Below are 19,488 nucleotides of genomic sequence, written 5' to 3'. Positions count from 1 at the left end.
GCGCACGGCACTCGCGGCACGTCCAGGCCGCACCTGCCCCGCATGGTTTTTGCGCAGGTGTCGACACGCGGTGTTACCGGAAGTCGGCTGTCAATCCGATTGTTGCAAAGAGTTTTTCGTGCGCTGGCTGTCCGATCGGTTCTGCGATCCGACCCAGTAGGCGGTGACGACGATTCCTGCTGCCGAGAACGCCACCGGTGCGAGTGCGGGTCGGTGGGAAGACAGCGCGGCTCCAAACGCGACCGCCTATGACATCAAATGGGTCCCGGCGACAAACGTCGCGGTGACCAAGCACCCGACACTGCACCGCTAGCCCGCGCTCGCCACAAACTCCTTGTCCTGCCCTGTCCAACGCCAGGTTCGAGCGATCTCCTCGCTTGGGGCTGGCGTTTTTCGTTTCCGCGAAAGGTGTTCTGCCATGCCTGAACTCGATACTGCCGCGTGTGTGGTGTGCCGGTCCCGCCGGGCGGGGCCTCGGTATCCGGTCGAGCACCTGTCGGTGTGCGGTGGGTGTCTGGGTGAGCTGCCGTTGTGCGATGGCTGCGGCCACCGGGTGCTGCGCGCCACCGAAACCGCTGATGATCGCTGGTTGTGCCATTCGTGTGGGGCCGCGTGGAGTGGGTGTGTCTCGTGTGCCCGGTTGACCGGCCCGCATGAGCGCACCGACACCGATGAGGTGGTGTGTTACCAGTGCGCGAGCGCGTTTTTCGACCGCTGCTTCAGCTGTGGCCGCCACAGCGCCGCCAGCCGTTATGTCTGCGGTGGGCTGCGGACCTGCGCCCGCTGCGCGGCCGGGTTCAGCTCGTGCCGGGATTGCGGGACGCTGCTGCGTGGGCAACGTGGCTGTGAGTTGTGTGCGTATCCGGCGCGGGTGCGTAACTACAGCTTCAAACCCGATCCCCGTTTCCATGGCGAGGGGCCGCTGTTTCTCGGGCTCGAACTCGAGATCGTCGTCCCTGACGACATCCACGACGCTGCAGTCGAGTTGGCGACCGACCGCCTGGCCGGGCTGGGGTATTTGAAGCGGGATTCCTCGATCCAGCCCGGCGGGTTCGAACTCGTGTCCCACCCGATGAGCTACAGCTACGCCCTCGACCGGTTCCCCTGGGCCCTGCTGGGCGAACTCGAGGATCTCGGGTGCGACACCAACGCCGGTGTCGGGTTGCATGTGCATGCCAGCCGCGCCGGGTTCGCCTCCCCGGCGCATGTGTTCCGGTGGATGAAGTTGTTGTACCGCAACGAATCCGAGGTCACTCTCCTGGCACGGAGGCGTTCGCGCTACGCCCCGTTCGATCGGGTCGCACGTTCGCGGGTGAAAGACACCGCCAAGAACCATGTTCACGCCCTGGGCCTGGATCGGTATCAGGCCATCAACCCGTATCCGCGTCACACCCTCGAACTGCGGGTGTTCGCCTCCTCCCTGGATGTGGGGCGGGTGCAGGCGGCGTTGGCGTTCACCGCGGCCTCGATCGACTACACCCGCGCGCTGCGCATCCCCGACGTGCGGGCAGGGGCATGGGAGTGGAGCCGTTTCGCCGCCTGGGTGGATGCGCGCCCGGCCTATCTGTCGTTGTCCGAACAGTTGCATGAGTTGGAGCTCGCATGTGCCTGCTGACCTGTTTCCCGCCCGGTGTCGCCCCGGACCCGTCCGCGTTGCGGATCGGCGCGCACACCAACCATCACGGCCACGGCTACGCCCTCATCATCGGCGGCCAGATCCGCACCGACCACAGCATGAACCCCGAACCACTGATCGAGGAGTTCATAGATCTGCGTGCCCGCCATCGCGATGGGTACGCGTTGTTCCATTCCCGCTACGCCACCCGCGGCGTCCACGGAATCGAGAATTGTCACCCATTCCCGCTCGGTAATGATCCTCGAACGGTGTTGGCGCACAACGGGACTCTGCCCAAGCGGGTGCATCCGCGCGCCTATGATCCGCGGTCGGATACTCGCATCGCAGCCGAGGAATACCTCGCCGGGCAGCCGTTCGGGTCGATCGACACCCACCGCGGCGCACGCGGGCTCGCGTCGTGGCTGGGCACGAGCAAACTGCTGATCCTCACCGTCGACCCCACCTATCACCACCGCGCATATCTGTTCGGTGAACAGGCCGGGATCTGGGAAGACGGGATCTGGTACTCCAACACCAGTTATCAGCCGATGTCACGACGCTGGCCCGACCGCTACCGGCTGCGCTGCGGGGGCTGCCGGGAGTTCGATCTCGACCGCCGCGGCCGCCACTGCACCGGGTGCGGCTGGTGCTTCGACTGCGAGCAACCCTTCCCGCACTGCGACTGCTACCCCCGCCGCACTACCGGGCATCACAGCGGCAAGACCCCTTCGCTGACCCGACCACGCTCAGGCGGTCACCATCGCGCCCTCGCGAGATTCTCTGACACTGCCTGACTCACACCGCCCTCGAACTCCACCTCACCGATCCAAGCCCCCGCACCCCACCCATTTTCCGGTGGTTGTGCGGGGGCTTCGTCGTTTCCGTCGAAAGGTCGTGATCCCTCATGCCCACCGCTACCCTGCCCGATGCCCGATGTGAGGAGTGCGCGCTCGCCGTCGCCCCGGACAGTCTCGTCACTATCGCCGAGGGTGAGCGCGTCTGCGAAGACTGCGCCCATGCTCTCTCGTTCTGTGATGGCTGCGGCACTCATGCCCGCAGCACCGGCCACACCGTCACCGACACCGCGCTGTGTGATCGCTGCTTGGCTGGCTGGTCGCGGTGTGACCGCTGCGAGCTGTTCACCCGCGAGGTCACCGCGGTCATCAACGGGCCGGATGTGTGCGAGTCGTGCGTCGAGGACTATGACCGCTGCGATGACTGCGGCGCACGCGCCAGCCACACCGAAACGGTCGAGGGCGGCGACGAGGTGTGCTCGTACTGCCGCGACGAGAACTACCACTATTGCGAGGACTGCTACACCCTCATCCCCCTCAGCGACAACCGCTGCGACAACTGCTACGACGACAGCCGCAGCCACCATCTGGTCCACGACTATGACTACCGCCCGCAACCGTTGTTCCACGGTCGGGGCCCGCTGTTTTTGGGCATGGAACTCGAACTCATCACCCCCCATTCGCAGTTCGACGACGCGGTCGAGCTCGCGGTCGCCGAGCTCGGGGATCTGGGCTACCTCAAAGAGGACAGTTCCATCAGTCCGCGCGGGTTCGAGCTGGTCACCCACCCGATGTCGTGGGAGTACGCGCGCACCCGGTTCCCGTGGCAGCTGTTGAACAAGCTGCGGCTACTCGGATGCCGCACCGACGCCACCGTCGGCATCCACGTGCACGCCTCACGGGCCGGGTTCTCCTCACCCGCCCACATCTACCGGTGGCTGAAGTTCGTGTACCGCAACGAATCCCAGGTCACGACCCTCGCCCGACGCCAGTCACCGGACTGGGCCGAATTCTCCTCCCAAGCCCGCTCGCGCGCCGCCGAATACGCCAAGGGCAGCACCAATGGGTGGGGCCGCTATCAGGCGATCAATGTCTACCCCGCTCACACCTTCGAGCTGCGCGTGTTCGCCAGTTCCCTGTACCCGCGCCAGGTCAAGGCCGCGCTCGCGTTCGCGGCGGCGTCGGTCGAATACACCCGCACCCTCACCGCCGCGCAGGTCGCGCGCCGCCGCGGCTGGGAGTGGTCGGCGTTCACCGCCTGGCTGTCCACCCGCCCTGACTACGCCGATCTGCTCACCGAGTTGGAGGTCCTGCGATGTGCATGCTGACATTCTTCAAGCCGGGCGCGGCCCCCGATGTCACGGCGTTGCGCAACGGGGCCTTGTCCAATCCGCACGGGCACGGCTACGCCCTGATCACCGCGGACACGATCACCACCGGGCACAGCCTCGACGCCGAGACCGCGCTCGCCGAATTCGCTGCCCTGCGTGTCGAATACCCCGACGGTGCGGCGTTGTTTCATTCCCGCTTCGCCACCCACGGCCAACCCACCATCGACAACTGCCACCCCTTCACCGTCGGTGGCGACGAGCGTACCGTGCTGGCGCACAACGGGATCCTGCCCACCACTGTGCACCCCGCCCCTGGCGACGAGCGTTCCGATACCCGCATCGCGGCCGAGGACTTCTTGCCCACGAGGCCGTTCGGGTCGCTGGACTCCTGGACCGGGCGCGAAGCCCTGGAGCGCTGGTTGGGCACCGACAAACTCGTGCTGCTCACCGTCGATCCCGCCTACACCCATCGCGGGTATGTGTTCAACGAGGCGCGCGGGCACTGGGACACCGGCACCGGGATCTGGTACTCCAACCGCGACTACCTCGACACCGCCTGGGACTACACCTATTCCGGCGACTGCGAGTACTGCGGCACCGAAGACGCCATCGCCTGCGGACCGCACTGCACCTACTGCGGATTCTGCGTCGACTGCTGGCGGCCCTTCCCCCATTGCGACTGCCCCGACCTCGCGGGCCGCCAACGCTACGCGGGCCTGCTCGACATGGAAAACGCCTGAACCACCGGCACTCTCCCCTACCTCCGCCACCTTGGAAGGAGCGCGCCCGTCATGCCGTACAGCCTGAATTTGGCCAGCATGCTCATCCGTGTCCGTGACATCGATGACCACCCGGTCATCGCCAGCACCGATGGACACCGCGTGCGGGTGTTGATCCGTGACGCCGACAACCCTGCCACCGATTGGCGTTACGCCGATCTCGCCCTGAGGTCGCCGACGCTCTCGCGGCGGCGATCGCGACACGACACCACCTGCGGCCCGTGCGGTAGTTCGCGCGGCGGGCTTGGCGACGGGCAGTGAAGCGATGAGCGAAGACCACCCCATCGCTGAGACGGGAACTGGGACACAAATCCGGTTCCTTCGTCACGTCCTGGACCGCCTCGACATCCTGATGCGCGAGGGCGACGGGTGGGATGGATTGCGCCGCGTGCGCGAACTCATCGCGCAGCGCGTCACCGTACTGGCAGACATCGGGTTCAACACCGATGACGACGGTCACGGTGGCGGTGAGGCGGGTGATCCGGTGATCGCGCTCATCACCGTCGAACTGCACCGGCTGCGCCGCACCGGTACCGCGGTCACGATCACCACCCTCGGCGGGCACCGACACGACCGCGTCCATATCGGGCCAGTGCACCGCCACCACACCGTGCTGCACCGCGGCCGAGACCGAGTGCTGTTGCCGCTGCGGTTCATCGAAGCCGTGAACCCCCACGTCCCTGGCCCGACTCTGAAGGAGCCGACACCCGATGACCGACCCGTTGCCCGCCGACCCCGACCAACTCACCACGCCCGAGGATCTGGTGGACCCAAACCAGGTAGCGGTGAGTCCGATGATCGCTGACCTGTCGTCCTACTCCGCTCGTATCAGGCTCGATCCGCGCTACGCCCCGCATCTACCCGAGAGCGGGTCACTGTCGTCGATGTTGGTTGTGGGCTACCACGCGGCCTTCGCCACTGGACCGCGTCCGGGCACAGCGATCGCGATCTTTCATGGCTTGCCCGCCCGCGCACTGGTCGAGGGCTCTGCGGCGCTGGCGTTGGTGCGGGTCGAGTACGCCACCGAGATCACCACCGTCACCCTCGATGGGGTCAGCGAAATCGGGTGGGCCAGTGACCTCTTCGGTATCGGATTGCCCGAGTTCGGATGGCGCCTGCTCCCCGCCCAACACACCGCGGGCCGGTGGGTGATCGCGCCGGGATGGTGGTCCGCTGGTGGCCGACAAGGTGTACTGCCGCGCTCAATCACCACGCAGGTCCCCGGTGCGCCAACGGTGGTCACCATCTACGACCACGACCCGCACACCGGACGCCAGTGGTCGAGTTCGTGATCGCCCACATCGGCGATCTCACCTCCTGGATCGAGGCGAACCTGCCCGACCTCGACGAAGACCACTTCCATCCCTGGACCGCCGGCCCCGCCGCACCCGGCGCGCTCACCGCCCGAATCCAGGTCCGCGTCCACAGTCTCAACCGCTGCGTGCGGCAGGTCAGCGTCGAGGTGTCCGCCGAACCCCTCCACTCGCCCACTGGCCGCCACCCCACGCCCCGCATGGGCGCACCACCCCACCCGTCGACTCAGATTCGAGGTGAGCATTGACTTCCACACCGTCGTCTCCGAACGGGCCGGACCGGGTCCCGGTCCCCGCTCGCTTGGCCCAAGCAGCGCGTGCACGGGGGCTGGTCGTCCCACACATCACGCTCACCCATCGTGACCCGACGCGTCCCGTCTGGGGGATGCTGGATCCGCAGCGTGCCTGGAACACCCTGTGGGGCAAGTTGTGTCAGATCTGCGGTCGACGACTCGAGGACCGGGTCGTCGTGTTCATCCGCTCGATCGACTACCTGCGGGGTTTGGCGGTCGAGCCCGGAGCCCATCCCGAGTGTGCGCACTATAGCCGTCGTGCGTGCCCGATGCTGGCCGGAGTCCAACACCACTATCACGCCAGCCCGGCGGTCCGCTTCGCCCACTGCGACGACCCGAACTGCGAATGCCGGTACTGGCAGCCCCGCGACCCCGACCCCCGCGAACCGTCCCGCGACGGCCGACCGGCCGAAGCCTGGTATGAGGCATGGCTGCACATCGACGACTACCGGATCATCGACGACCCCGGCAGCGAGCACGCCGCGCCCGCGGTCGGAGTGAACCTCACCGGAGTCCGGTTCCTCAAACTGCGCAAAATCCGCGACACCGCCGCACCCAGCGGCGAGCATCGAGCGCCCGAACCGCTGGATGTGCTGATCACCGCCCGTGAGCTGTTCGACTTCTGAAACACCCCGCATTCGCCGATAGAGCGTGAAAGGAGCTGCGCAGTTATGGATTTCCTCGATTTCACTCAGCAGGTCGCCGCGTCGCTCGGGCCGATGTGGCGGGCCGAACGCGGATACATGATCCGCCGTCACCTCGTGCTGAAAGGCCCAGCGGACCAGTCGAGGACGATCACCCATGGTGATGATTCCTCGCGCCGCTGCGATCACGGCCGCCTGCACATCGAGGCCACCTACGGACGGTTCGGCCGCTACCACTACAGCACCGAACCCCGTCACAGCGACCTCATCACCATCGCCGCGCATCGGGCACCGGCCGATATCGCCACCGCGATCGCCCGTCGTCTACTGCCCGGCTACCAGCGCACCCTCGCGGTGTGCCGGACTCGGGCCCGTGAGGACGCTGCGGTCCTGTCCGCCCGTAACGCCCTGCTCGACCAACTCGCCGCCATCCTGGCCCCGGTACAACGGGATCGGGAGGACCGGATCAGTTTCGGCGGCACCGCAACCGCGGTGTCCGGGTCGATCCGCATCCGCTACAGCGGCGAGAGCGAGGTTGAGCTACGCGTGGCGGGTGACCGGGTCCTCGATCGCGCCCGGACTCTCCCCGCGCACGCTACAGCAGGCATGTCGTGATCCCCTCCACCCACGCCGACGCGGCACTGGCCAACGCCGCTCGCGGGTTCCATGTGATTCCGCTGCACCCGGGCAGTAAGGCACCGGCGATCGAAAACTGGGAGAACGCCGCAACCGTCGACCCCACCCGCATCCGCTGGTGGTGGCGACGCTGGCCCGAGAGAAACATCGGGATCGCGTGCGGGCCAAGCCGATTACACGTGCTCGACCTCGACACCAGCCATGACCAAGCCCCGCCACAGCACTGGGCGGGAGCGCGTGACGGCCGCGATGTCCTGGTCCGCCTCGCCACGGAGGCCGGGCACCCGCTCCCGGTACCAACCCTGGCGGTCGCCACGCCCTCGGGCGGGATCCATTTGTACTACCGGCCGCCGCGAAACCCAGTGTTACGCAACACGATCGCGCGGCTCGGGTGGCGCATCGACAGTCGCGGTGTCGGCGGCTACGTCGTCGCCGCGGGCTCTACGCTGCCGCACGGGCGGTATCGGCTCCTCGATGACCGCGACCCGATCCCGCTACCGCGCTGGTTGACCGAACTCCTCGCACCACCGCCTGCCCCGCCGCTAACCATCAGACCGGCAGCCGAGATCACACACCCGCACAGCTATGTCGCGGCGGCGTTGCGCAACCACGCCGACCGGATCCGGTTCGCGCGCACCGGAACCCGCCACCGTGCGGTGTTGCTGGCGGCCAACAGCCTCGGGCGGCTCGTCGGCACGGGCCTGCTCGACCGCGACCACGCCCACCGGGTCCTGGTCGATGCCGCTGCACAGCATGTCGGTGTCGATGGCTTCACCAGCCTCGAAGCCATCCGCACCATCGACGACGGCCTCACCTACGCCGCCACCCACACCACACAATTAGCACTGGGCAATTAGGCAAGCGCCGTGCGCGGCGACCGGCTAGCCTCTAAGGCCAGGGTCGGGGTCGCTGGGGGTCACGCTACGCACAGCCCACGGGATCGGCTCCGACGCTGCCCGCTTCAGCATCCCATGGTGTTGACGCAGAGGCGCGAGAGTGGATACACCTCCAACCCCTCCGGAGTGTATCCACGTCTTCCTGTTTCCATCGCCGCCTCGACGGGTCTCGACGCGCGCGGTCCATTGTGCCCTCGATGTTCTTCCCCTGCCCCGCTGGTGAATTCCGCGCCGGCTCTTGCCGCTGTCTCATCGATCGGCCCGCCAATCCTAGCGTCGAGGCGATGGGCCACCGGCCTCGGTAACAACTTCGCCAACACCGATGGCGCCGTGCCCAGCCACGCACCGCCGATGACACCGCACCCGAATCCGGTGCCGCCCCCATTGCCCGCACCCATCACCCCAACGATCCCCCGGGAGGCCGTCGTGACCACTGCCACGTCGCAGGCACGCCAGCTGGCGTGGGCGATCCTCGCCCGCGCAGCCCTGCACCACGTCCCCGGCGTCGCGGATGCGGTGCCAGATGAGCTCGGCTCTGTCGAAGCAATCGCCGACCAGCTCGCCGATCACCGTCCACCGCCGCGCGCACGCATGACTCTGGCGGAGCTGGCCGCCGAGGACCTCGACCAGGCAGCGCGGACGGGGGCGCGGCTGCTGACCCGCGACGACCCGCACTGGGCGGCACTGGGATTCGACGACCTCACCGTCGCCGACGCCGCTCCGGTCGCGGTGTGGGTCCGCAGCCACGGTGTGCCAGCGACCGCGCGCAGGGTCGCGGTTGTCGGGGCTCGGGCGATCACCGAACGCGGCGAACGGATCACCGGTGAGATCGCCGCCGCGTTGGCTGAGCGCGGCTGGCACATCGTCAGCGGCGGTGCCTACGGCGTGGACGCCGTCGCGCACCGAGCCGCGCTCGCCCACCCGGCGGGCACGACCGTGGTCATCGCCAACGGCGTTGACCGCGCATACCCGTTCCCGCATCGGGAGTTGTTCGACCGGATCGCCGAGTCGGGGGCGATCGTGTCGGAGTACCCGCCGGGCAGTGGACCCACGCGTGACCGGTTCCTGTGGCGCAACCGGCTCGTCGCCGCGCTGTCGCATGCGGTGGTGGTGCCCGAGGCGGGTCGCTGGTCGGGCACCCTGAATACCGCCGGATGGGCCCACCGGCTGCACCGGCCGGTGTTCGCGGTGGCCGGACCCGCCGACGCCGCAGCCTCAGCGGGCTGTCACCGCTTGATCCAGGACCGCCGCGCCGAGCCGGTCACCACCACCGCCGCCCTTCTGGCAGCGATCGACTCACTGTCTCGCTGATCACCCGGCAGCAGCTATGGCGTGTTCGCTCGCTGTCACCGCTGTTCATGGCGGCAGCACCCTCATCCGAATCGATTGTGTTGGAGGTTGTTGATGTCCTCGAATCCTGTTGCCGTGCAGAGCATGACCCGCGCGGAGTATCAGACCCTCGTCGACCGGGGCTATGCCGGTCTGGTCACCGCGGTCCCCGACACACCGGGGCTGGAGGGCTGGCGGGCGCAGTTCCCGGACTGGCGCGCCCGGAACTGGATCTACACCGAAGACGACCGCGGCGTGCTGCGGCTGGCACCGGTCAACCTCACCCGCCAGCGCAGCGCCCGCGCCGCCTAACCCCGTTCGCGGCCCCAGGTTCCCACGTGCCTGGGCTGTCCCGTATCCGCATTTTCGGCGCGGCACCACACCCCGCTCGACCGGGGTGCGCTGCTGTGTCGTCTGTTCTGTAAGGAGATCACCGTGAGCACTGCCTCCCTGTCCGTCGTCGCCGACACCAGCACCGAACCCGAACAGTCCGGCACCAGCCCCACGCCCGACACCGTGGATATCGACGGCACCACCGATGTGGAGCGCGACGACACCGCCATCGATTCCGAGCCGATCGTGCCGCCGCCGCCGCAGGCCGAGGCGGCGTACATGGATCCGAATGAGCTGCTGATTGATGAGAATGTGCGTACCAGTATCGATCTGGACGCCTATGCCAAGGAGAAGGCGTCGATCAGCATGTTCGGGGTGCGGGCCCCGGCGTTGGCCGAGCGTGAGCCCGACGGGTCGGTGCACGTCTATGACGGCCAATTGCGGGTGCTGCTGGCCCGCGAGGTCGGCCTGGCGATGGTGCCGGTGTGGATCACCGACGCCGACCCGACCGTCGGCGACAACGAACGCCGCATCGCGCGCACGATCGACCAGATCAACATCAATGACCGCCGGATCCCGTTACTCGATGCCGACCGCGCCAGCGGTGTCGCGCTCACCCTGGAGCTGGGGGCGAGCGCGACGCGGGTGGCCGAAGGGTTGCAGCGCAAGCGATCCGAGATCACCAAGACCGCAGCCATCGGGGCGTCGCCGACCGCGAAACGGCTGCTGACCGAGGGGCGGCAGCTCGATTTCGATCAGCTCGCGATCATCGCCGACTACGAACGCCGCGGCGACACCGACGCTGTGGGGCGCCTCGAACGCGCAGGACGCTACGACTTCACCTACGTGCACAAGCGCATCGACAACGAACGCGCCGCCACCCGCGCCCTGCTGGAAGCCGCACTCCCGTATGCCGCTTACGGATTCGGCATCCTGACCACCGAACCCGATACTGATGCCGGGTTCGTGCCCGCCGCGACGCTCACTACCTCCGACGGTGATCCGGTCACCGCCGAGGACATCTATGCCGACCCGCAGCAGTGGGTGGTGTGGCTGGCGGTGGAGAAAAACGCGTTGCTGGTCGACACACAGACCGGGGAGCTCGTCGACACCGAGACCGTGGACTGGAACACCCGCACCAACCCCGACGCCGAACCCGGCGAGGGACTGCGCCACGCCGAGTCGGTGCAGCGCGCGGATCGGTGGACCCCGACCTATTACCTGCCCGAGGATGCATTGGCGGGCAGCCGATTCCAGGTCGTAGTACCTGAATCCGACCCGCAGATCGAAGCCGACACCGCAGCCGAGCGGGAGCAGGCGCGGCTGGCGCGGCGGCGGGTGATCAAGTTGAACGAGCGCGGAGAGGCCGCCAACGAGCGCCGCAACAAATTCCTGCCGCGGCTCGTGGCCGGTGCCACCCTGCACCGGGCCACCGCCACGTTCGTCGCCGAAGCCCTCGCGCACAAACTCAGCCACACCGAGCGCACGAAAGTGGCCGCGCTGCTACGGATCGACGACTCTATCGAGGCGCTGGTCACCGCGATCAGCAGCGCCTCACCCAACCGGGCGTGGACGATCGTGCTCGCCATGCAGCTCGCCTCCGCAGAACTGGAGATCGGCAAGAGCCTGTGGCGCGACGCCCTACCCGCCACGCAGCGGTATCTGCGGTTCCTCGACGAGGCCACCGCCGATCCCGACCTCGACTTCGCCCTCGTCGACGTCGAACAAGCCGCCGCCAAACTCATCGACTACCACGACATCGACATCGAGTCCTGAACCAGCACACCACAACCCCACCGGCCCACCACGGAACTGTTCGTGGTGGCCGGGCCCGTCACTCACCCGAACACAAACAGAACACCCGCAGGGCCGCAGACACCTGTCCTCATCGTGATCGGCGCTGACCCCGGACTGAAGCTCACCCAGAGTGCGGCTGTTCGCTGTCGAACCGCATCGGCTGCCCCGCGCGGCTGCCGCGGTAACGATCACACCCCGGCGGACACCACCACGTCCGCGTCGTGCACCACCACACCGTCATTGGTCACGCCCGCGTCCGCGGTGTGCTGCTGCCGATGCGATTCATCGACGCCTGCGCCCGTCGCGACCAGCCGACGCACTGACCGCTCGTACCGCAGCCGCACCAGGTCATCCCACACACACCCGCGACCAAGAGGACTCTCAATGACCGACAACACCGATAACGCTCTATCACGCTTGCTCGATCAGTCGACCGGTGATTTGGACCGGGATTCCCCGGATCGCACTCATGGCGAGTCCCTGCATGTGGATGATCCCGGTCAATTGATCGTGGCGGTGCCCGCGATGATCGGATTCGTCCCCGAACGCTCGCTGGTAGTGGCCCTGCTTCGCGACTCCGATGATCGGAGGCGAGCGCCCACCATCGACGCGGTGCTGCGGTTGGATCTCGACATCGACGACAGCCACCCGGGTCGGGCGGATGCTTACGCTGACGCCGTCGTCAGCATCTGCGCCACCGAGGACGCGACCGTGGTGCTCGCGGTCATCGTCGATGACCGGATGAGCGAACCCCGCGACACACAGCCCCCGGCCGGTTCGGATCTCGGGCCGTGGGCGCGGCTGATCGCCGCGTTCAGCAGTCGCCTGGCCGGGGAGAGCATCGTGGTCGCGGGCGCGTGGGCGGTCCGCGCGATCGAACCCTGGCAAGGCTGGTGGGGTCTGCTCGGCCCCAACAGTCATGGGACACTGCCGGATCCGGCCACCTCGATGGTGACCCTCGCCCATGTACTGCGGGGCCGACCGATCCGCGGCACCCGCTCGGAACTTACCGAACTGCTCACTCCCGACACCGAACTGGCCACCCAGGTCGCCGCGGACCTCGATGAGGCCCTGCGGCAGGCGCACGACCGGTATGCCGAGGCCGTGCGCCGCGGCGATCCCGACAGCTATCACCGGCGGATGTTGGAGTGGGTGCTGTGGCGGGTCGCCGACACCGACTCCGGGATCGTGCTCACCGCCGGTGAGTACGCCGAATTGGCTGCGGCGCTGCGGGATCGGATGGTGCGTGATTCATTGTTCGCGCTCGCGGTGGGTGAGCACGCCGCGCCCGCCGAACGGCTGTGGGTGGCTTCGGCTCGGGCACTCTCGGGCTGCGATCGCGCTGATGCCGCAACACTTCTCGCCTACAGCGCCTACCTCCGCGGCGACGGTCCGCTCGCCGGTATCGCCCTACAGGCCGCCCGCCACGCCAACCCAACACACTCGATGGCGATCCTGCTCGAAACTTCGCTGCGCGCCGGAATACGGCCGCACACCGTGCGCACACTCGCCCACACCGGACGCGGCATCGCCGCCGACCTTGGCGTCGATCTGGGACCGATCCACCACTGACCCGGCGCGGCATCCACCCCGCGCCGGCTATGGGGATTCCTCGGGCTCCCGCGATGTCGGGTTCAACGACTAAAAACCCGCCCGATTCACTGGCTGCCCTCACCGGCCGCCAGCGCGGTCCGTGCGGGCCAGGCGCGATTGCTGTTCTCATCCACTAACATTCGAAGGAGTACTCGGCATGGTCGCAGATACGGTCATTACCGTCAAAGGGAATCTGACCGCGGACCCGGAACTCCGGTTCACACCCAATGGTGTGGCGGTCCTCGATTTCACCGTCGCCTCCACACCCCGCTACCGCGACCCCAACAACGGGGAGTGGAAAGACGGCGAGGCGTTGTTCCTGCGCTGCAACCTCTGGCGCGAGGCCGCGGAGAATGCCGCGGAGACGTTGATTATGTGGATCTCGAAAATGAAAATGGCTGTCTACCAGCAGTTTTCCGACGTGGACATGTCTATTTCGAGCACTTCCGGAGCGATTGCGATTCCCGCGCATTGACCGGTCAGCAGATCAATCACTTATCTGAGGAAGGGGTTCGTCATGGCTGGTGACACGGTCATCACAGTTCAAGGGAATCTGACATCGGATCCGGAGCTTCGATTCACGCCGCAAGGCAAGCCGGTTGCGTCGTTCACGGTGGCCTCGACGCCGCGCCGGTTCGACCGTCAAACCAACACGTGGGTGGATGGCGAGGCATTGTTTCTGCGGTGCAGCGCCTGGAATGCTCTGGGCGAGCATGTCGCGGAAAGCCTCACGCGGGGCGCGAAAGTCGTGGTTGTCGGGCGGTTGGTGCAGCGCTCGTATGAAACCCAGCAGGGTGAGAAACGCACTGTGGTCGAGGTGCAGGCCGAGGACGTTGCTGCGTCGTTGATGTTCGCGACCGCAAAGGTCAACCGGGTCAACAGAAACGGCAGTGGGAGTGCGAACAACGGCTTCGGTAGCAGCACCGCCGGTGATGATCCGTGGGGTTCTGCTGCTTCCGCGGAGACCGCGTTCGTGAGCGCTGCCGCCGGGGGCTTCGGTGCTAGCGGGGAGGATGCGCCGTTCTGATCCTCTCGGGGGCTCCGGCCGCGAGGCGCGGCTGGAGGCCTGGGATCAATGCGGCTGGGCGTTGCGCAGGGCCCGGATTTCGCCGTATGCGGTTTCGAGTTGGGCGGTCAGCTGGGTGACTTGCGCGCGTAGCTGTTTGCTGCGTTCGTTGGCTGCTGCTAACCGGGTCTGCAACGATTCCACTGTCGCTGAGGTCGACCTCACCTGGCCGGTAGCCGGTTTCCGTTGTTGCAGAGCGGATATCGCGTCGACGAGGTCGGATTGTGTGTAGATCCAGGATCGTGAAACGCCTGCGGTCTTGGCGATCCCAGCGACGGTGATGCGGCCCGCGCCGCGGGCCGCTGCGGTGATCGCGGCTTCGGCTCGCCTGCGTGCGTCCGCGCTGCGCTGTTGGGTGGCTTCGAGCAGGAACCGTGTGTTGTCAGCCGGCGGCATCGAGTTCTTCGACCTTTCCTCCGGCCACGATCTGGCCGTCGTGGGCCGATTCGAGTGCGCCGATGATGGTGTCGAGTTTGATCAGGGTGCGAGTGTTCTTCTCCGCGACCCGCTTGTGCCCGGCGGCTTCGGCATCGTCGATCATGCGTGCGGTGTCCTCGCGCTGGCGACGGTGCTGGCCGAGGAATTCGGTGGTGGTGATGAAGAATCGGCAGTCCAGACACGGATTGGCGTATTCGCAATCGGTTTGGACCGGGGCGCCGCAATATCCGTTCGGCAACGTCACTTTCGCCCGGACCATGCTCAGTTTCGCCCAGGCCGCATCGGCGAGTGGGTGATCGGCGGTGATCGTGGCGGGTTCGCCGGCGGCGTTGATCTTCACCGCCGTGAGCCAGTGCTCACGCAATGTTTCGTTGTGCAAACGAGCGTAAATCGCGGTCATGGCCGGAGACATGTGATCGAGCAGCGCTTGGACGATCGGTTGCGGAACGTCGGCATTGATGAGCCTGGTCCCCACGGTGTGCCGGAATTGGTGGAACGTGACCCGGATCGGCCGGTCGTGCTCGTCGGTGAGGTCCAGTTGCCCGAGCCAGCGATCCAGCTGTCCGCGCAGTCTGGTGCTGCTGGCGTAGCGGCTGCCGTCGATGTTGCCGTTGATCGCCGGGAACAACCACGGCGATCCTGCGGGGAACCGGTCGAGCACTGCCCGTTGCTGCGCAGTGATCTTCTCGGCCAGTTCTTCCGAGAGCGGGAAGAACGCCGGGCGGTCGGCCATCTTGCGGTTGAGCCAGGCCAGGTAGGGGTTGGCGTCGCCGTCGCGGACGATGCAGTCGAACGGCAGGGTGCGCGCGTCCTTGAGCCGCAGCCCGCAGCGGATCAGGATCTCCACGATCAGGCTCCCGTCGGGAGAGGGGAACAGTGCCAGCGCCTGTGGCGTCTCCATTTGCCGGATCACCTGCTCCGGGATGAACCTCGGCTTGGCGTGGGACCGTGTGGGCATGTCGTCGTAGATGAACGCGTTGCGCGGCAGTCCCGGTTGCCAGTCGTGCCGGTGAGCGTCTTTCAGTAGTGCACTGATCGAGGCGATCACCGCGCCGCGACTACTCGCGTCCGGCAGCTTGGTCTGCAAGTCGGCCAGCCACCCTTCCAGACGCATCCTGGTCAGCTGGTCCGGCCTGGTGTCCGGTCCCACCGCGTGGCTGAGGTATTCCGACAACCGGACACAGCCGCGGACATTGATCGCGACGGTGGACGGGCTGAGCTCGCGGCTCAGCCGCCACCGGCACCATCGCTTGGTCAGCTCTCTCAACCAGGGCTGGGTGATGTCGCCGAAGCGGAGGTAGCGAACGTCGCTGGTGTTCAGACCGACGTGTTTGAGATCCCATGTGTCGCGCGGATATTGGTCGGCCCAGGGGTCTGCGTCGATGAGCAGCGCTCGTAGCTCGAACCGGGTGTCCTTGATGAAAGCCAGCGACAACGTGTCGTAGTTGGCCTCCCTCGGCAAGCAGAACGCCTTCCATTCCTCGTCGTCCCAGTCCAGCAGGCTGTGCACCCCCGCCGAGCGGATCCACCCGGCCGCCTTGGTCACCACCCGCGGCGCGGTGTGCTGATGGCCCAGTTCGTGTCGGCGTTGCAGTCCGTATCCGATCTCCAACCGCACCTGCCCGCCCAGATCATGCAGCTTCACGTGCGGGTTGCGCTGCTGTTCGACGTGGACGAACCACTCAGCCAACGGCATTCGCCCGGCGTAGCACCAGGTTTGGTGATGCGCGCGACATAACCGTCTGCTGGGTCCATCGCTCCAGCGGGCGCAATCAGGGAATTCGCAATCGGTCTCGACCGACCCGCGGGGCGGGTGGTAGAGAGTGCGCGCCAGCCAGCCCTCCAGGTCCGGGCGGCCGTAGCGCATCCACGCGCTGGCATGACGATGACACAAACCGTGCGACTTCTGGGCCCGATTGCACTCACGCACCCCGCACCCCGGCACGGTCCGCCGCTGCGTTGTCGCGATCTCCTCGGCCGCGGCCCACTCATCCATATCCGGCCGCCCGGCTCCCCTCCACCGCTGATAGTGCCCCTGACACAACCGCCGTGACGCATAGCTCAGCGCGATGCCGCACGAGTCGATGCGGCAGGTGTCCTGGACGAAGACCCGACTGTCGGTGGGCGGGTAGAACACCTCGCCGCGGAACATCGGATCGACGGTCTGCATCAACCGCTCCAGCAACCCCGACGTCGTTGTCTGCACCTCGTGCGGCATGGTCAAGGTTGTTCAGTTCCTTCCGGCAGAATTCCCGCAGCGACGAGGGCGTGGCGATGGTCTTCGACCGTCAAATGCGAGTACGTCATCTCGGTCGTCTGCGAACTCGAGTGACCGAGCAATGCTGCGACGATCTCGATGCGGACCCCGGCCCGCAACAGTCGAGTCGCGTAGGTGTGCCGGGCCAGGTGAGGCGCGAAGAACCCGACACCCGAGCGCAGCCGCAGCCGCTCGACCAGCTTGTGGACATTCGCCTCGGTCATCGGCGCGCCCACCGGTGGCCGGAACAGGTTCACGAACACGAAATCGCTGTCGAGACAGCCGTATTCGACCTCCATGTACTCCGCATACAGGTCGAACAGCTCGGTGGCGGCAGGAACGACACGGGGCTTGAGCCGTTTCACCCGCGCGTGATTGGCGTTGTCCTCCCGCGGCACCACATGGACCTCACCGGTCCGCAGCCGCAGATCCGAATGCCGTAACCCCAACGCCTCTCCCAACCGCAGCCCGGTCTCGAACCACAACAGCAGCAGAAAACGGTCCCGCAACCGCGCGCACGCATCCATCAGCGCGGTCTGCTGCTCGACGGTCACCGTCCGGGCAGGCTTGCGATGCGCATGCAGCCGGATCGGGCTGTAGGAATCAGTATTCGGCCCACCCCGGCGGGTATGCGCCAGCAACGGCACATACCCGCCCGTCGCCCGCCGGCCGACCAACTCGCCCAGCAGCGCAGGCACCGAATCGTCTCGACGCGAATGAAACCGGTAGAACGATGCCACCGCGGAACGCTTGCGCACCAACGTCGTCCGCGTCACAGCCACCGGGCTTCCCGGCAGCACGAACACCCCGGGCTGCCGAGTCAGCTTCGGACGCTGCAACCACGAGAAGAACTCCGACAACTGCTCCAGGCTCAGGCTCCGGAAATCCCACCCCCGCTGATCCAGCCAGGTGAACAGATCCCGCAGATCGTAGGCGTAACCCTGCACCGTGTTCGGAGCCATACCCACCGCCACCAGATGCGACAAGAACTCCTCGATCGGCCACACCGGCACACCCGCCGCGTCGACCACCGTCACCGAACGCCGCCCCGAATCCGGTGACCGCAACCGCTGCACCCGAAGCGGCACCGGCCACCCTCCTCCACAACGACACAACAAGACGAGGTGTCTGTGTAGCAGGAACTACCGACCAAATCCAAACCGTACGGACGTTATGGACACTCGTGAAAGAGGTCTACTTAAGCCTGACCAGGGGCACGCGCGTGATTGTGACTGGCCGTCTCAAGCAGCGCCGCTGGCAGACCGACGACGGCCAGAGCCGTACCACCACTGAGCTCGACGTCGACGAACTCGGCGCGTCGCTTCGGTTCGCCACCGCCAAAGTTCACCGGGTCTCCCGCACCAGCGGTGTCGGTGGCAGCGGCAACGGCTTCAGCCGCTCCTCGACCGACCGCCGCAGTCGCGAGGACCGCTCCGGCGACCTCGTCGGCGCGGCAGCAGCCACCGGCGGCAGCCGCACCACCGGCAGCGACGACCCGTGGGCGTTCACCGGCGCGGGTTCCTTCGGCGGCGGATCCCCCACCGGCGACGAGCCACCGTTGTGAACACCGCCTCTTCCGCGAGAGCGGTGCCCGATGGTCGACCTCGACCGTCCGGCACATCGCCGCGACTCGATCCTTATTCCGTTCATCCACCTCACCCATACGAGGAGACCGCGATGCTCTACGCGAACACGCTCACCACCTCATCTGTGACTCGGCTCGGGGGCGGTGATCTGGATCGTCTGCTCGACGACGACCTCGATCCCCACCCCTACTACGTCCAGGTCGCCGACGCTGTCGCGGTATCGATCGAGGACGAACTCGGCCCGTGGCTGCGGACCCCCGCCCGCGAACCCGGCGGTGATCTTCGCCTGCACGCGATCGCGACCGCCGCCACCGACGCCGCCCGCACCGCACCGGAAGCGGTCGCTGCTCGCCGAGCCCGCCGCACACCCCACCCGGTCGCGGCCGTGGATCTGCGTCACCTTAGCCGCGACGCTGCCCACCGACAGGCCGCCGAAGCCGAGATCGACTCATACTTCGCCGACCGAGACCCACTGGCGGCCTGACCAATCCGGTTCCGCGAAGTAAGACACAGTCAACAGGAAGCAGAAAGAGGCCGGGGCGGGCTACCAGCTCAGCGGGCGCACCCTCGCAAGTCGCGCCGTCGCGGTGAATCCGCCCCGCACATGAACCTGCTCCGACACGTTAGGCCGCCATCGCTGCGCCGCTGATTGCGTGAAAACTCGAGTGTGGCAGTGAGTGAGGGCTGACCGTCTGGCCATCTGCCCCGCCTTTCTGAGTGCTACCAGGGTGTGCTCCCGCCACGTCTGCGGGCCCGCGCCCGCCCGTCACCGAATTCGCCCGCGCCAC

22 protein-coding genes and 1 pseudogene are annotated in these 19,488 nt (G+C 67.0%); 19 read left to right on the top strand and 4 right to left on the bottom strand.

Annotation, left to right across the window (positions count from 1 at the left end; genetic code table 11):
- The first annotated feature begins 418 nt into the window (after nucleotides 1–418).
- The 14 genes from OIE68_RS00480 (at nucleotide 419) to OIE68_RS00415 (ending at nucleotide 11,739) form a co-directional block, all read left to right on the top strand.
- Nucleotides 419–1,615: a hypothetical protein gene (locus OIE68_RS00480; protein ID WP_327097396.1), complete on the top strand. Its 1,197-nt coding sequence runs from the start codon at nucleotides 419–421 to the stop codon at nucleotides 1,613–1,615.
- Nucleotides 1,603–2,409, top strand: coding sequence for a hypothetical protein (locus OIE68_RS00475; protein WP_327097395.1), 807 nt, complete (start codon nucleotides 1,603–1,605; stop codon nucleotides 2,407–2,409). The genes OIE68_RS00480 and OIE68_RS00475 overlap by 13 nt, the downstream gene beginning before the upstream one ends.
- 110 nt (nucleotides 2,410–2,519) lie before the next feature.
- The gene (locus OIE68_RS00470; protein ID WP_327097394.1) at nucleotides 2,520–3,737 is read left to right on the top strand and encodes a hypothetical protein; all 1,218 of its coding nucleotides are present in this window, start codon (nucleotides 2,520–2,522) and stop codon (nucleotides 3,735–3,737) included.
- Nucleotides 3,725–4,480 carry a hypothetical protein gene (locus OIE68_RS00465; protein ID WP_327097393.1) on the top strand — a complete coding sequence of 252 codons (756 nt, stop codon included), beginning with the start codon at nucleotides 3,725–3,727 and terminating at the stop codon, nucleotides 4,478–4,480. Before OIE68_RS00470 ends, OIE68_RS00465 begins: the two co-directional genes overlap by 13 nt.
- 51 nt (nucleotides 4,481–4,531) lie before the next feature.
- Nucleotides 4,532–4,780, top strand: a complete 249-nt coding sequence (locus OIE68_RS00460; protein ID WP_327097392.1) for a hypothetical protein — start codon at nucleotides 4,532–4,534, stop codon at nucleotides 4,778–4,780.
- 4 nt (nucleotides 4,781–4,784) lie between these two features.
- Nucleotides 4,785–5,324, top strand: coding sequence for a hypothetical protein (locus OIE68_RS00455; RefSeq protein WP_327097391.1), 540 nt, complete (start codon nucleotides 4,785–4,787; stop codon nucleotides 5,322–5,324).
- Nucleotides 5,230–5,811, top strand: a complete 582-nt coding sequence (locus OIE68_RS00450; protein WP_327097390.1) for a hypothetical protein — start codon at nucleotides 5,230–5,232, stop codon at nucleotides 5,809–5,811. The genes OIE68_RS00455 and OIE68_RS00450 overlap by 95 nt, the downstream gene beginning before the upstream one ends.
- The gene (locus OIE68_RS00445) at nucleotides 5,796–6,080 is read left to right on the top strand and encodes a hypothetical protein (protein ID WP_327097389.1); all 285 of its coding nucleotides are present in this window, start codon (nucleotides 5,796–5,798) and stop codon (nucleotides 6,078–6,080) included. Before OIE68_RS00450 ends, OIE68_RS00445 begins: the two co-directional genes overlap by 16 nt.
- A complete protein-coding gene (locus tag OIE68_RS00440; protein ID WP_327097388.1) occupies nucleotides 6,077–6,751 on the top strand; it encodes a hypothetical protein in 675 nt (224 codons plus the stop codon). Before OIE68_RS00445 ends, OIE68_RS00440 begins: the two co-directional genes overlap by 4 nt.
- Before the next feature lie 45 nt (nucleotides 6,752–6,796).
- On the top strand, nucleotides 6,797–7,384 hold the full coding sequence (locus OIE68_RS00435) for a hypothetical protein (RefSeq protein ID WP_327097387.1): 588 nt from the start codon (nucleotides 6,797–6,799) through the stop codon (nucleotides 7,382–7,384).
- Nucleotides 7,381–8,262 carry a bifunctional DNA primase/polymerase gene (locus OIE68_RS00430; protein WP_327097386.1) on the top strand — a complete coding sequence of 294 codons (882 nt, stop codon included), beginning with the start codon at nucleotides 7,381–7,383 and terminating at the stop codon, nucleotides 8,260–8,262. The genes OIE68_RS00435 and OIE68_RS00430 overlap by 4 nt, the downstream gene beginning before the upstream one ends.
- Before the next feature lie 465 nt (nucleotides 8,263–8,727).
- Nucleotides 8,728–9,612 (top strand): DNA-processing protein DprA, encoded by an 885-nt coding sequence (gene dprA, locus OIE68_RS00425; RefSeq protein ID WP_327097385.1) that lies wholly within the window; start codon nucleotides 8,728–8,730, stop codon nucleotides 9,610–9,612.
- Between the two features lie 93 nt (nucleotides 9,613–9,705).
- Nucleotides 9,706–9,942 (top strand): hypothetical protein, encoded by a 237-nt coding sequence (locus OIE68_RS00420; RefSeq protein WP_327097384.1) that lies wholly within the window; start codon nucleotides 9,706–9,708, stop codon nucleotides 9,940–9,942.
- Between the two features lie 123 nt (nucleotides 9,943–10,065).
- Nucleotides 10,066–11,739 (top strand): hypothetical protein, encoded by a 1,674-nt coding sequence (locus OIE68_RS00415; RefSeq protein ID WP_327097383.1) that lies wholly within the window; start codon nucleotides 10,066–10,068, stop codon nucleotides 11,737–11,739.
- 209 nt (nucleotides 11,740–11,948) lie between these two features.
- On the opposite strand, the gene OIE68_RS00410 is transcribed toward OIE68_RS00415, so the two are convergent.
- Nucleotides 11,949–12,104: a hypothetical protein gene (locus OIE68_RS00410; RefSeq protein WP_327097382.1), complete on the bottom strand. Its 156-nt coding sequence runs from the start codon at nucleotides 12,102–12,104 to the stop codon at nucleotides 11,949–11,951.
- Between the two features lie 40 nt (nucleotides 12,105–12,144).
- Here OIE68_RS00410 and OIE68_RS00405 point away from each other — a divergent pair, with 40 nt between their 5' ends.
- From OIE68_RS00405 to OIE68_RS00395, 3 genes and pseudogenes are all read left to right on the top strand, one after another.
- Nucleotides 12,145–13,332 carry a DUF4192 domain-containing protein gene (locus OIE68_RS00405; RefSeq protein WP_327097381.1) on the top strand — a complete coding sequence of 396 codons (1,188 nt, stop codon included), beginning with the start codon at nucleotides 12,145–12,147 and terminating at the stop codon, nucleotides 13,330–13,332.
- A gap of 178 nt (nucleotides 13,333–13,510) precedes the next feature.
- Nucleotides 13,511–13,723 (top strand): annotated as a pseudogene (ssb, locus tag OIE68_RS00400) (single-stranded DNA-binding protein); the annotation flags it as partial.
- 147 nt (nucleotides 13,724–13,870) lie between these two features.
- On the top strand, nucleotides 13,871–14,380 hold the full coding sequence (locus tag OIE68_RS00395) for a single-stranded DNA-binding protein (protein WP_327097380.1): 510 nt from the start codon (nucleotides 13,871–13,873) through the stop codon (nucleotides 14,378–14,380).
- 45 nt (nucleotides 14,381–14,425) lie between these two features.
- Here the strand turns inward: OIE68_RS00395 and OIE68_RS00390 are convergent, their stop codons facing one another.
- Genes OIE68_RS00390 through OIE68_RS00380 form a run of 3 tightly spaced genes read right to left on the bottom strand, consistent with a single transcriptional unit; the run spans nucleotide 14,426 to nucleotide 18,202 of the window.
- Entirely contained in the window at nucleotides 14,426–14,815 is a 390-nt protein-coding gene (locus OIE68_RS00390; RefSeq protein WP_327097379.1) for a DUF6262 family protein, read from the bottom strand.
- Nucleotides 14,802–17,075 (bottom strand): tyrosine-type recombinase/integrase, encoded by a 2,274-nt coding sequence (locus OIE68_RS00385; protein ID WP_327101541.1) that lies wholly within the window; start codon nucleotides 17,073–17,075, stop codon nucleotides 14,802–14,804. Before OIE68_RS00385 ends, OIE68_RS00390 begins: the two co-directional genes overlap by 14 nt.
- Before the next feature lie 2 nt (nucleotides 17,076–17,077).
- The gene (locus OIE68_RS00380; protein ID WP_327097378.1) at nucleotides 17,078–18,202 is read right to left on the bottom strand and encodes a tyrosine-type recombinase/integrase; all 1,125 of its coding nucleotides are present in this window, start codon (nucleotides 18,200–18,202) and stop codon (nucleotides 17,078–17,080) included.
- Nucleotides 18,203–18,297: 95 nt separating this feature from the next.
- On the opposite strand from OIE68_RS00380, the gene OIE68_RS00375 reads away from it, so the two are divergent.
- Entirely contained in the window at nucleotides 18,298–18,678 is a 381-nt protein-coding gene (locus OIE68_RS00375) for a single-stranded DNA-binding protein (RefSeq protein ID WP_327097377.1), read from the top strand.
- 113 nt (nucleotides 18,679–18,791) lie between these two features.
- A complete protein-coding gene (locus OIE68_RS00370; RefSeq protein ID WP_327097376.1) occupies nucleotides 18,792–19,184 on the top strand; it encodes a hypothetical protein in 393 nt (130 codons plus the stop codon).
- Nucleotides 19,185–19,488: the final 304 nt, after the last annotated feature.

It is taken from the genome of Nocardia vinacea (assembly GCF_035920345.1).
Taxonomy (GTDB): Bacteria; Actinomycetota; Actinomycetes; order Mycobacteriales; family Mycobacteriaceae; genus Nocardia; species Nocardia vinacea_A.
This window is presented reverse-complemented; position numbering and strand designations above follow the sequence as displayed.